The 13388-nt window shown below is 38.5% G+C and carries 9 protein-coding genes; 8 read left to right on the top strand and 1 reads right to left on the bottom strand.

Going from position 1 to position 13388, the window contains the following annotated elements; genetic code table 11:
* Positions 1-151: 151 nt before the first annotated feature.
* The 3 genes from SAY88_RS15250 to SAY88_RS15240 all read left to right on the top strand — a co-directional run bounded on the left by SAY88_RS15250 (position 152) and on the right by SAY88_RS15240 (position 3762).
* Complete coding sequence (locus SAY88_RS15250) at positions 152-1096, top strand: beta-ketoacyl-ACP synthase III (RefSeq protein ID WP_332632746.1); 945 nt, start codon at positions 152-154, stop codon at positions 1094-1096.
* Between the two features lie 24 nt (positions 1097-1120).
* On the top strand, positions 1121-2356 hold the full coding sequence (fabF, locus tag SAY88_RS15245; protein ID WP_332632744.1) for a beta-ketoacyl-ACP synthase II: 1236 nt from the start codon (positions 1121-1123) through the stop codon (positions 2354-2356).
* Positions 2357-2496: 140 nt separating this feature from the next.
* On the top strand, positions 2497-3762 hold the full coding sequence (locus tag SAY88_RS15240) for a LysM peptidoglycan-binding domain-containing protein (protein WP_332632742.1): 1266 nt from the start codon (positions 2497-2499) through the stop codon (positions 3760-3762).
* A gap of 57 nt (positions 3763-3819) precedes the next feature.
* On the opposite strand, the gene SAY88_RS15235 is transcribed toward SAY88_RS15240, so the two are convergent.
* Positions 3820-5130 (bottom strand): NarK family nitrate/nitrite MFS transporter, encoded by a 1311-nt coding sequence (locus SAY88_RS15235; protein WP_332632740.1) that lies wholly within the window; start codon positions 5128-5130, stop codon positions 3820-3822.
* Positions 5131-5486: 356 nt separating this feature from the next.
* On the opposite strand from SAY88_RS15235, the gene nirB reads away from it, so the two are divergent.
* The 5 genes from nirB to hcp all read left to right on the top strand — a co-directional run bounded on the left by nirB (position 5487) and on the right by hcp (position 13076).
* Positions 5487-7901, top strand: coding sequence for a nitrite reductase large subunit NirB (nirB, locus tag SAY88_RS15230; protein ID WP_332632738.1), 2415 nt, complete (start codon positions 5487-5489; stop codon positions 7899-7901).
* 23 nt (positions 7902-7924) lie between these two features.
* On the top strand, positions 7925-8245 hold the full coding sequence (gene nirD, locus SAY88_RS15225) for a nitrite reductase small subunit NirD (RefSeq protein WP_332632736.1): 321 nt from the start codon (positions 7925-7927) through the stop codon (positions 8243-8245).
* Positions 8246-8497: 252 nt separating this feature from the next.
* Positions 8498-10723: a formate C-acetyltransferase gene (gene pflB / locus SAY88_RS15220; protein ID WP_332632734.1), complete on the top strand. Its 2226-nt coding sequence runs from the start codon at positions 8498-8500 to the stop codon at positions 10721-10723.
* A 95-nt stretch (positions 10724-10818) separates the two neighbouring features.
* Positions 10819-11550 carry a pyruvate formate-lyase-activating protein gene (gene pflA / locus SAY88_RS15215; RefSeq protein ID WP_332632732.1) on the top strand — a complete coding sequence of 244 codons (732 nt, stop codon included), beginning with the start codon at positions 10819-10821 and terminating at the stop codon, positions 11548-11550.
* A gap of 233 nt (positions 11551-11783) precedes the next feature.
* Positions 11784-13076: a hydroxylamine reductase gene (gene hcp, locus SAY88_RS15210; protein ID WP_332632731.1), complete on the top strand. Its 1293-nt coding sequence runs from the start codon at positions 11784-11786 to the stop codon at positions 13074-13076.
* The last annotated feature ends 312 nt before the right edge of the window (positions 13077-13388 follow it).

Raw genomic sequence — 13388 nt, 5'->3', positions numbered from 1 at the left:
GGGTAGAAACTGATTTGAGGCAACCTTTCTTATGTAACCAAAAAATACATTGAAAAAATCGCATCATGTCCTTCAAAAATAGGAGGACATGCTGTAATATAGTTAATAGGAGATATTATGACCTAGTCATAATTGAAGTTAGGGTGATGAAATGAAGCGTGTTGGTATCATCGGAATTGGTGCGTATGTTCCAGATAATATTGTAACAAATCGTGACTTAGAAAAACGTGTAGATACAACTGATGAATGGATACGAACAAGGACTGGAATTGAGGAACGTAGAATTGCATGTGATGATATTGATACGTCTCATATGGCAATTATGGCTGCAAAAGAGGCGATAAAAGATGCTGAAATTGAAGCTGAAGAAATCGACTTAATCTTAGTAGCGACGGCAACTCCGGATTATTCGTTTCCATCTGTTGCTTGTTTAGTTCAAGGTGCACTAGAAATTCAAAATGCAGCGGCTATGGACATTAGTGCGGCTTGTTCAGGATTTGTTTATGGAGTCGTGACAGGTCAACAGTTTGTTCAGAGTGGTACATACAACAATGTTTTGGTTATCGGTAGTGAGAAATTCTCTAAAATTGTTGATTGGTCAGATCGAGATACGTGTGTGTTATTTGGTGATGGTGCTGGAGCTGTTGTGTTAAGTACCGTTTCAGAACAAAGAGGTATTCTGGCAGTTGATTTAGGTGCTGATGGAAGTGGTTCGGAGCATTTATTGGTAGAAAAAGAATCGAACTATGTTGCAATGAATGGGAGAGAAGTATTTAAGTTTGCAGTAAGGCAAATGCCTGAATCTAGTTTGAACGTAGTAGAAAAGGCTGGATTAACGAAAGAAGATGTGAATTTTCTAATACCGCACCAAGCCAATATGAGAATTATTGAAGCGGCAAGAGAACGGCTAGGACTTGAGAAAGGACGAGTCTCAACCACTGTTAGAGAACATGGAAATACATCTGCGGCGTCTATTCCATTGGCGCTATATTCAGAAGTGAAAAATGGCAATATTCATGATGATGATGTTATTGTCATGGTTGGTTTTGGTGGAGGTTTAACTTGGGGTTCGTTCTGTTTAAAATGGGGAAGATAATACGGTAAAAAGGGGAGTAAGCATATGAAAAGACGCGTGGTTGTTACGGGAATTGGAGCAGTGACACCGTTAGGAAATGATGTTGTCACAACATGGAACAATGTAAAACAAGGTGTCTCTGGTATTGGACCGATGACTAGAGTAGATTCAGACCAGTTTAACGTGAAAGTGGCTGGTGAGGTAAAAGAGTTTGTTCCATCTGAATTTATGGATGGCAAAGAAGCACGAAGAATGGCTCGTTTCACGCAATTTGCGATTGCAGCAAGTAAGATGGCTGTAAAGGACGCAGGATTACAAATTGGCGATAACATTGAAGAAGAGCGTGTGGGTGTATGGATCGGCTCTGGAATTGGTGGATTGGATGCGTTTGAAGAGCAACATAAACGCTTTTTAGATAAAGGACCAAAACGGGTGAGTCCTTTTATTATCCCAATGCTGATTCCTGATATGGCATCAGGGAGGGTGTCAATTGAGACAGGAGCAAAAGGAATCAATAATTGTTCAGTAACAGCCTGTGCTTCAGGCGCTAATTCCATTGGTGATGCATTTCGTGTCATTCAAAATGGTCAGGCTGACGCGATGATTACAGGTGGAACAGAAGCCGCAATTACAGATATGACGATTGCTGGATTTGCTAATATGACGGCCTTATCTACAAATCCAGATCACAAGACAGCAAGTCGTCCGTTTGATAAAAATCGCGACGGCTTTGTGATTGCAGAAGGTTCAGGTGTTCTTATTTTAGAAGAATTAGAACATGCGCAAGCGCGTGGGGCGACGATTTATGGAGAGATCGTCGGTTACGGAGCAACTGGTGATGCTCATCACATTACCACTCCGGCACCTGAAGGAGAAGGTGGTCAACGAGCAATGAAATTAGCACTATCTGATAGTGGAATTTCTCCAGAAGAAGTAGATTACATTAACGCTCATGGGACAAGTACTTATTATAATGACCTATATGAAACAGCAGCAATTAAGGAAGTCTTTGGGGAGCATGCGTATAAGCTTTCCATTAGTTCAACAAAATCAATGACTGGACACTTACTAGGGGCTGCTGGTGCAATTGAAGCGATCTTTTCATTGTTATCAATGAGAGACGGGATTATTCCACCGACGATCAATTATGAAACGCCTGATGAAGAACTTGATTTAGACTATGTTCCGAACGTAGCGAAAGAAAAAGAAGTCAACGTTGTGTTCTCGAATTCATTAGGGTTTGGTGGCCATAATGTAACATTGGCATTCAAGAAAATATAATTTTTACTGACCTAATCATCAATTTGATTAGGTTCTTTTTTGTTGAAAATGTCGTACTTGTAAGCATAGCTGAATCGATTATTTTCTAGGAATATGCCTGAAGATCCCCCATAAAATGTGAAAAAAAGGGGTGTGAGAAAATGGCTATTCATGTTGTACAGTCCGGCGATTCATTGTGGAGAATTTCACAACTTTATAACGTTCCCATACCAACCTTAATGGAAATCAATGGGTTAGAATCACCTTTACTTGTTCCTGGTTTAGCACTATATATTCCTGCTAATATGCTGACCAATCGCTTTTATGAAATAAGTGCTGGGGATACGCTTTGGTCAATAGCTAGAAGGTATCAAACAACGGTCGAAGCGATTTTAGCAGTGAATCCGCAAATAAACGTTTATTTTCTTCAAATTGGTCAAAGAATTACTGTGCCAACACCTTTAAAAATGAACATGACAACATTGGGATTTTTCGTCCCGTATTCTATTCCTTATTTCCTCCCAGTATTTGAACAGTTTGCGAATCAATTAACGTATTTAGCCGTTGTTTCTTATTCTTTTACGGAAGAAGGATGGGCGTATGTTGATCTTCCTGATGATCAAATTCCTGAAAGAGCTCGGCAATTAAATGTTGTTCCATTGTTAATGATTCGAAACATTACCGCTGCAGGAGTGTTTAGTGCAGAGTTAGTCGGGACAGTACTTGAAAATCCAACCTTCCGCGGAAACCTAATTCGGAGTCTAATGAACTTCGTTGAGCAAAGGGGCTATGGAGGGGTTAGTATTGATTTTGAATTTATCCCACCACCAAGGCGAAATGATTTTGTTATCTTTCTAACTGAATTAAAAACTGCATTAGGGGATTTGGTTTTACATGTAAATGTTCATGCGAAAACGGTTGATATCCCAACCAATCCAATTATCGGAGGCCATGATTATCGGGGGATTGCTGATGCTGCTGATATTGTCGCTGTTATGACAATGGATTATGGTTATCCAGGTGGTCCCCCTGATCCGGTAAGTCCACTTTGGTGGGTAGAAGAAGTGATTCGTTATTCTTTAACAGAAATCGATCGAAACAAACTGCAAATTGCCTTGCCGATGTATGGATATGACTGGATTCTAGGAACAAATGTAACAAGAGGATGGTCGCTGAATGATGCCCAAAACCTAGCTATTAATTCAGGTGCTGTGATTAATTTTGATCCGACAGCAATGTCACCAAATTTTTTATATTGGATAGGGACAGAAGGGCATATTGTATGGTTTGAAGATATTCGTAGCTATGAAGAAAAATACAAACTGATTGATTTTTATGGGTTACTTGGAGCAACCTTCTGGGAAACTCGATTGCCGTTCCCTCAAAATTGGGATTATATGGAACGACATATTAACGTACAGAGTTAATTGATAATAAAAAAGCAATGCTCTCGTGAGTGAGGAGGCATTGCTTTTACTATTTTTTTATGCAGCTTTTTTGCTGTAATCATCACAACGAATTTCTGCATTTTTCCTTTGGTAGTAATACCAATTAAGCCCAATAGAGATCACATAAAATGCAATGAAGTAATACAATGCTGAAATCGGTGTGCCCGTTGTTGATACAGACCAACCAAATAACTGCGGAATAAAGAATGATCCATATGCAGCAAAGGCTGCTGTAAATCCTAAAACAGGAGCTGCTTCTTTAACCGGGAAGATGATCGGGATCATTTGGAATGTTGACCCAGAACCCATTCCTGCAGCAATAAATAATAATAGGAACGATACTAAGAACCCAGCAAAGTTTTGTTGGCCGATAAAGTAAATAACAGAAAGGGCTCCAAGTGTCATAGCAACAAGTACGTAAGCTGTTACTCTTGCACCACCAAATTTATCAGAAACCCATCCGCCAACAGGTCGGAATGCTGCTGCTAAAAAGGCACCTAGAAAGGCTAATGCAACGTAATCTGGGAATTGTGAGCGTAATAATAATGGAAATGCTGCTCCGTATCCAATAAATGAACCGAATGTAGCTACATATAAAATAGTCATGATCCACGTATGCTTCCGCTTTACAATAACAAATTGGTCTTTCACTGACTGCTGAGCAGTTGGTAAGTTATCCATTCCGAAATACGCAACAATTGTCATCACAGCAATTGGTATGACCCAAATGAATGCCGCATTTTGTAACCAAATTTCCTGGCCATTTGCTAACACTTGACCTTCTCCACCAATGAAAGCAAATGTACTCACTGCAATGATAAGTGGTGTCACGAATTGAACAACAGAAACCCCCATATTTCCTAAACCACCATTAATACCAAGCGCAGTTCCTTTTTCTTTTTTCGGGAAAAAGAAACTGATGTTTGCTAAAGCAGAAGAGAAGTTTCCTCCACCAAGTCCACACAATGCTGCTAGCAGCAACATAACCCAGTAAGGTGTATCAGGATTTTGAACTGCAAAACCAATACCTAGCGTAGGGATTAATAGTACCCCTGTTGAGAATACGACCCAGTTTCTACCACCGAATTTTCCGACAGCAAATGTGTACACAAAACGTAGTGACGCACCAACAAGTCCTGGAATAGCCGCTAACGTAAATAATTGTTCATCAGTAAAGGCAAAACCAATGTCATTCAACCTAACTGCTACAACCGACCAAATTTGCCAAACGATAAAGGCGAGCATTAGTGTTGGAACTGAGATCCATAGATTTCTTTTGGCGTGCCTTTTCCCTTCTCTTTCCCAGAATTCTGTGTTCTCTGGATTCCATTCTTTTATTCTTCCCATGTCGATTTCCCCCAATAATGGATTAATATATTTGAAATACATCTTTTTATCATACTCAAATCATACAAAGTTACTATCCACATGAAAGTGATGAATGTCACATTCGCGAATGTTTTGCAAAGCGTAAAAGCTTGTTTTATGTTTTATATATAATAGGAAACAATCAGGGGGAGACAGGTTGAAAAAAATAAATATTAAATATTGAAGAATTGTTTAAAACAGAAATCGACACCTTGTGAAAAATTGAACATTATTTTTGAAAGTGTGACCTTTCTCACATAAATGGTGGAAATATTGTCCTAGAATGATCAGTAGAAAAAGCATGTGAACTACTGAACAACTTGGAGGGATAAATAATGGCAAAGAGAAAGTTAGTTATGATAGGAAATGGGATGGCAGGTGTTCGTGTCATAGAAGAGATTTTAAAACTTAACCGTGATTTATACGAGATCACAATCTTCGGAAATGAGCCTCATCCTAACTACAATCGTATTCAGTTATCAAATGTGCTACAAGGAAACACGACATTTGAAGAAACAATAATTAATGATCTGAATTGGTACGCGGCGAATCTCATTCAACTCTTTACAGGTGAGACAGTAACTGGAATAGACACCAATAAAAAACTTGTTATCTCAGATAGAGGGCGTGAAGTAGCTTACGATGAATTGATTCTAGCAACAGGATCGTTGCCATTTGTCTTGCCGGTACCTGGTGCAGATAAAGAAGGTGTCATAGGTTTTCGCGATATTAAAGATTGTGAGGATATGATTCAAACAGCAAAGCAATACAAAAAAGCCGTCGTCATTGGTGGAGGATTGTTAGGTTTAGAAGCGGCAAAAGGATTAATTCATTTAGGAATGAAAGTAGATATTGTACATTTAATGGAACATTTAATGGAACGACAACTTGATGCGGTTGCATCATCAATGTTGAAGAGAGAATTGGAAGAACAAGGAATGAACTTCCTAATGGAAAAAGCAACGGTCGAACTTACTGGTTCAGATCGAGTTGAAGGCATCCGCTTCAAAGACGGTACAGAGACTGAAGCAGATTTAGTTGTAATGGCTGCAGGGATCAAACCAAATGTTAGTCTTGCAAAAGAAAGCGGAATCTATGTAAACAGAGGAATTGTCGTAAATGACTTTATGGAAACAAACATTCCGCATGTATATGCAGTTGGTGAATGTGCAGAACATAGAGAGATTGTTTACGGTCTAGTTGCTCCGCTCTATGAGCAAGGAAAAGTGTTGGCACAAGTACTTTGCAATCAGAAAGATAAAGGCTATGAAGGCTCCATCACTGGAACGCAATTAAAAGTTTCAGGGATTGACCTTTTCTCAGCTGGGGAAATTTACGATGATAATACATCAAAAGCAATTGTTGTTCACAATGAATATGAAGGAATCTATAAAAAAGTATTAGTTCGTGATGATCATATTGTAGGGATTGTTTTGTACGGTGACACAAAAGATAGCAACCGATTGTTTAAAATGCTGAATGAGAAACAAGATGTGTCAGACTTTACTTCTATTTCATTTCTTCATTCTCAAGAAGCTTCTGACACAAATGATGTGGCTAGTATGCCAAATGATGAGGTTGTTTGTGGGTGTAATGGGATTAGTAAAGAAACGATTGTTAACGCAATCCAAGAGGAAGGGGTCACAACGGTAGAACAAGTCGGAGGATGCACGAATGCGGGGCGTTCATGTGGAAGATGCAAACCTGTAATTCAAGACATTATTGCCTACACTCTTGGAGATGAATTTGCACAAACAGCCGAGAAAAAGACCGTATGTGGATGTACAACATTAAGCCGTGATGAAGTAGTGGAAGAAATCCGCGAAAAAGGATTAACAACGATCAAAGAAGTCATGAATGTATTGCATTGGAAAAATGAAGAAGGTTGTTCAAAATGCAGACCTGCTCTTAATTATTTCTTAGGGATGATTTATCCTGACTATGCGGATGAAAGAGATTCACGTTTAGTAAATGAAAAAATGCATGCAAACATTCAAAAAGACGGTACGTATTCTGTCATTCCGAGAATGTACGGTGGAGTCACAACAGCAAAAGATTTACGCAAATTAGCGGATATTGCAGAGAAGTATGATGTTCAATTACTAAAAATAACGGGCGGACAGCGTATTGGTTTATATGGATTAGAAAAAGAACAACTGCCAGCTGTTTGGGAAGACTTAGGTATGCCTTCTGGTTATGCATACGGAAAAACGCTACGGACAGTAAAAACATGTGTTGGAGCTCAATTCTGCCGCTTTGGTACTCAAGATTCTATGAGTCTAGGAATTGAATTAGAGAAACGTTTTGAACGACTCGATACTCCCCATAAAGTAAAAATGGGTGTGTCAGCTTGTCCACGAAACTGTGCAGAAGCAGGGATTAAAGATGTGGGAATTGTCGGTCTAGATGGAGGTTGGGAAATTTACGTAGCAGGGAACGGCGGAACAGACCTAAGAGCTGGAGATTTATTATGTAAAGTGAAAACAGAAGAAGAAGTTTATGAAATTACAGGAGCGTATTTACAATATTACCGTGAAACAGCTCTATATTTAGAAAGAACATCTACATGGGTTGAGCGTGTTGGATTAGACCATGTAAAGGAAGTCTTAGCCAATGAAAAAACAAGAAATGAGTTAAATGAGAGATTAAACCAAACGCTTGCACGTTATGAAGAGCCTTGGCAAAAAGCAGTAGAAGAAGAGCAAATCCGAAATGCTTATTATTCAAAACGTGAATTATTAAAATTATAAAAATAGAAGGGAGAGGAATCTAAATGATTTCTACTGGAACTCGAATCAATATTTGTAACTATAATCAACTACCAAGTATGATTGGACAAGTTTTTGTTATAGATCATGAAGAAATTGCTGTGTTTCGACTATCAAACGGAAAGGTACGAGCAATCGAAAACAAAAGTCCGCATCCAAAGGGGGGGAAATTGGCTGATGGTCTAATAAGCGGTGAATTTATTTATTGTCCGATTCATGATTGGAAAATTTCACTTGTCGATGGAAAAGTGCAAGCTCCTGATAGAGGACTTGTCAAAACATTTCCAATTGAAATAGACGGGGAAGATGTTTTTCTCATTGTTTAACATCACGTTACGTATTCAATAATTTGTCACGAATGAAAGTGGTATTTGTGATAAAAATCACATTGTTTTATTCGAATATCTATTAATCTTATATGTGTAAGGTAATAAAAGTTATATCAGCTAGTCAACTGGGTTAGGTGTATAGGTGAGAGATGTGATTACGTTAATAGTTATGCAACTAACCATGTGAATGGATTCACATGATTTTAGTGAAAATTAACCTTTAGATGTAGAGAGTGAGGGTGAATGTAAATGAACCACTGGAGAACATTCAATCAAGGAAAATGGCAAACGGATGTAGATGTAAGAGATTTTATTCAACGTAATTACGTTTTATATGAAGGAAATGACGAGTTCTTAGAAAAAGCAACCGATCAATCACGAGAGCTATGGGATCAAATCATGGATCTAAGTAAAAAAGAACGCGAAAAAGGTGGCGTGTTAAACATGGATACATCGATCGTTTCAACGATTGTATCTCATGGGCCAGGATACTTAAATCAAGAAATAGAACAAGTTGTCGGTTTACAAACGGATGAACCTTTTAAAAGATCGATGCAACCATTTGGTGGTATTCGAATGGCTGCTGATTCGTGCAATGCATACGGATATACATTATCCCCTGAAGTAGAAGAGATTTTTACGAAATATCGCAAAACACATAACCAAGGCGTGTTTGATGCCTACACTCCAGAGATGAGGATGGCTCGTAAGGCAGGAATTGTTACAGGTCTTCCAGACGCTTACGGACGAGGAAGAATTATTGGAGATTACCGAAGAGTAGCCCTTTACGGAGTAGATTTCTTAATTAAACAAAAACAAGATGAATTAAATACAACTGGTTCGATCATGTCTGAAGATGTGATACGTGACCGCGAAGAAATAGCTGAACAAATTAAAGCACTTAAGGAATTAAAGGAAATGGCAGCGTCTTATGGTTTTGATATCTCACAACCAGCAACAACGGCGAAAGAAGCGTTCCAATGGTTGTACTTTGCTTATTTAGCAGCGATCAAAGAGCAAAATGGAGCAGCGATGAGCTTAGGCCGTGTCTCTACGTTCCTAGACATTTATATTGAGCGTGACTTACAGGAAGGTACATTAACAGAAGTGGAAGCTCAAGAGCTTGTTGACCATTTCGTGATGAAACTACGTCTTGTAAAATTTGCAAGAACACCTGATTACAATGAGTTATTCAGTGGGGACCCAACGTGGGTGACAGAATCAATTGGTGGTGTTGGTGTAGACGGCAGACCGCTTGTAACGAAGAACTCGTTTAGATTCTTGCATACGTTAGACAACTTAGGGCCAGCACCAGAACCAAATTTAACTGTATTGTGGTCCAACCAGTTACCTAAGGGCTTCAAAGAGTATTGCTCAAACATGTCGATTAAAACAAGTTCGATTCAATACGAAAATGATGACCTCATGAGAGCAAGTTACGGAGATGATTATGGAATTGCTTGTTGCGTAAGTGCGATGAAAATTGGTAAACAAATGCAGTTTTTCGGGGCACGTGCGAACTTAGCCAAAGCACTATTGTATGCTATTAATGGTGGAATAGATGAAAAGTTAAAAGTGCAAGTGGGGCCTGCAATATCGCCTATTACAGATGAATATTTAGATTACGATAAAGTTGTTGCTAACTTTGATAAAGTAATGGATTGGTTGGCAGAGTTATATATGAATACGCTTAACATCATCCACTATATGCACGATAAGTATAGTTATGAGCGGATTGAAATGGCTCTTCATGACAAAGAAGTGATTCGCACAATGGCGTGTGGAATTGCTGGTTTATCTGTTACGGCTGATAGTTTAAGTGCTATTAAACATACGAAAGTAAAAGTCATTCGTGACGAACAAGGCATTGCTGTTGATTACGAAATTGAAGGTGATTATCCAAAGTATGGAAACAATGACGATCGTGTAGATGACATTGCTGTTTCATTAGTGAAAACGTTTATGAATAAATTGAAAAAGCATAAAACGTACCGCAATGCAATTCCGACGATGTCCGTTTTAACAATTACAAGTAATGTTGTATACGGTAAGAAAACAGGAAACACACCTGATGGAAGAAAAGCTGGTGAGCCATTTGCACCAGGTGCAAACCCGCTACATGGACGCGATCAAAAGGGTGCTCTTGCATCACTAACATCAGTTGCGAAAATTCCATATGAGTATTCACTTGATGGTGTATCAAATACATTCAGTATCGTACCAAAGGCATTAGGAAAAGAAGATCAAGATCAAACAGCAAATCTAGTGGGAATCCTAGATGGTTATGCAAAACAAGGGGGCCATCACTTAAATATTAATGTATTCAACCGTGATACATTGATTGATGCGATGGAACATCCAGAAGAGTACCCACAATTAACGATTCGTGTATCGGGTTATGCTGTTAACTTCATAAAGTTAACACGTGACCAACAAATTGACGTCATTAATCGTACATTCCACGAATCGCTGTAAGATTACTCAATTGCCCCCAGCTAAGAACAACAAAAATAATAGTAACTAGCGGGGCATTTTTCGTCACCTTGGTTATCTAGGAAAATGAGGGATAAATGATGATTGGAAAAATTCATTCAATAGAAACTTGTGGAACCGTTGATGGTCCAGGATTACGATATATTGTTTTCATGCAAGGATGCTTGCTACGCTGTCAATACTGTCATAATCCAGATACGTGGAAAATTGGTGAAGGAAAAGATATTACCGTAGATGAAATCGTTAATGACCTGAAGTCTTATTTGCCTTACTTTGAGAGTAGTGGAGGGGGGATTACTGTTTCAGGGGGAGAACCATTACTTAACCTCGATTTCCTTATCGAACTATTTACGAAATGTAAGGAATTAGGGATCCACACGACAATTGATTCATCTGGTGGCTGTTTCCAAGAGCATCCCGAATTTTTAAGAAAACTAGATAAACTATTATCATTGACAGATTTAATTTTGTTAGATATTAAGCATATTGATACAAAAAAGCATCATGCATTGACAGGAATGAAAAATGATCACATTTTAAAGTTTGCTAAATTTTTGTCCAATAAACACATCCCAATTTGGGTTAGACATGTATTAGTCCCAGGCATTTCTGATGATGTCGAAGACTTAAGGAATTTACGGCTATTTATTGATGGATTAGGCAACGTTGAAAGAGTCGAAGTGTTGCCTTATCACAAATTAGGTGTTTATAAATGGAAAGAGCTAGGTTTAGACTATGCATTAGAAGATGTGGAACCTCCAACGGAAGAATCGGTATTGGAAGCAAAAATGATTCTGAGAAGTAGATAATATGTGAAGCACATGGTAGACAAAAGAAGAAATAAGTAGATGATGAAGCGCTCGAATATTATTGTTCGAGTGCTTTTAATAGGTTTAACATGTTAAAAGTGTATTAGAAGTCAGTACAATAATTAGTTAAGTTTTCCGAATAGTGACCAATGTCACAGCAACCCTGTAAAGATGAATGTAAAATACATGTTATAGAAGGATTAAATTTTACTGCAAATTTGGAGGGGATGTACATGTTTTGTCATCAATGTGAGCAAACACCAACAGGGGGCTGTAACATCGTAGGCGTTTGTGGAAAAAATGAAGATATTGCCAGTTTGCAAGATACACTTGTTTTTGCGTTAAAAGGAATTGCCGCTTATGCAACTCACGCAAGACAATTAGGCTTCTCTGACCCAGAGGTAGATGCTACAACACATGAAGCATTGTATATGACGTTAACAAACTCAAATTTTAATATGCAAGAACACATTGATATGGCGATGAAAGTCGGAAGTTCTGCAGTCAAAGTGATGGAACTGTTAGATCAAGCCCATACAAGTAGATTAGGTGTTCCGGAACCAATCACCGTTTCCCAGAACAAAGTTGAAGGAAAAGCGATTATTGTAACAGGACACAATTTATTTGCATTAGAAGAATTGCTTAAGCAAACAGAGGGGAAAGGAATTAATATTTATACACACTCGGAAATGCTTCCAGCTCATGGATACCCTGAACTAAAGAAATATCCGCATTTAAAAGGAAACATTGGGAAAGCATGGTTCGATCAACGTCGCTTGTTTGAGAAATTTCCTGGAGCCATTCTTGCAACGACTAACTGTGTTATGCCAATTAAAGGAAGCTATTCACACCGATTCTTCTCGTATGATATTGCAGGGCTAGAAGGCGTAGAAAAAATCTTGAATGACGACTTTACACCTTTGATCGAGAAAGCTTTATCTTTACCTGATGCAAATATGGAGAGTGAAGAGGTATTAACAACCGGCTTCCACCATAACACCGTAATCGGAATTGCTCCTGAAATTGTCGATGCTGTTAAAGCAGGAAAAATTCAACGGTTTTTCGTTATCGCAGGATGTGACGCACCAGGACCTGGAGGAAAATACTATCGTGAACTAGCAACATCCCTACCAAACGATACAGTCATTTTAACGACATCCTGTGGAAAGTTTCGATTCAATGATTATGATTTTGGAACGGTAGCTGATACAGGCATTCCTCGTTATATTGATCTAGGGCAGTGTAACAACTCTGTATCAACAGTAAAAATTGCACTCGCTTTAGCTGAAGCATTTGATTGTGAAGTAAATGAGTTACCTGTAAGCATTGTCTTATCATGGTTTGAACAAAAAGCTGTTGCGATCTTACTTGGCTTATTCAGTTTAGGAATCAAAGACATTCGAATCGGTCCGAAACCACCAGAGTGGATTACACCAGGAGTTCTGAACGTGTTGCAGGAGGCATTTAATTTAAAACTAATTACTACTGCTGAAGAGGATATGCGAGATATGCTTGCGTTGAACTAACATAGGCTTATGTATCAAGGGTTAAAGATCCGAAAGACAATTGACCACATTTAGAAAAAGTTTTCTTAGACTTATCTAAAAAATAATGCTGAATTGAAAATAAGCTTTTCATCAATTAACTGAATTGGTGAGAAGCTTTTTCTTTTGTCGTTGAACGAGTACGCGATCGCCTTTACAAATGCGACTTCTTCCTTTCATCGAATCTTCAGTGACTTCTAAGATAAATGGTCACCTTCTTAAACGACCACCTGCTAAAGCAGGTGGATTTGGACATAAAATGTCTACGACTAAAGTCGTTTCTTAAGACTGAAG

It is taken from the genome of Halalkalibacter flavus (assembly GCF_036663575.1).
Classification (GTDB): domain Bacteria; phylum Bacillota; class Bacilli; order Bacillales; family Bacillaceae_D; genus Halalkalibacter; species Halalkalibacter flavus.
The sequence above is the reverse complement of the archived record's forward strand: the minus strand, read 5'-3'. Positions and strand labels throughout refer to the sequence as shown.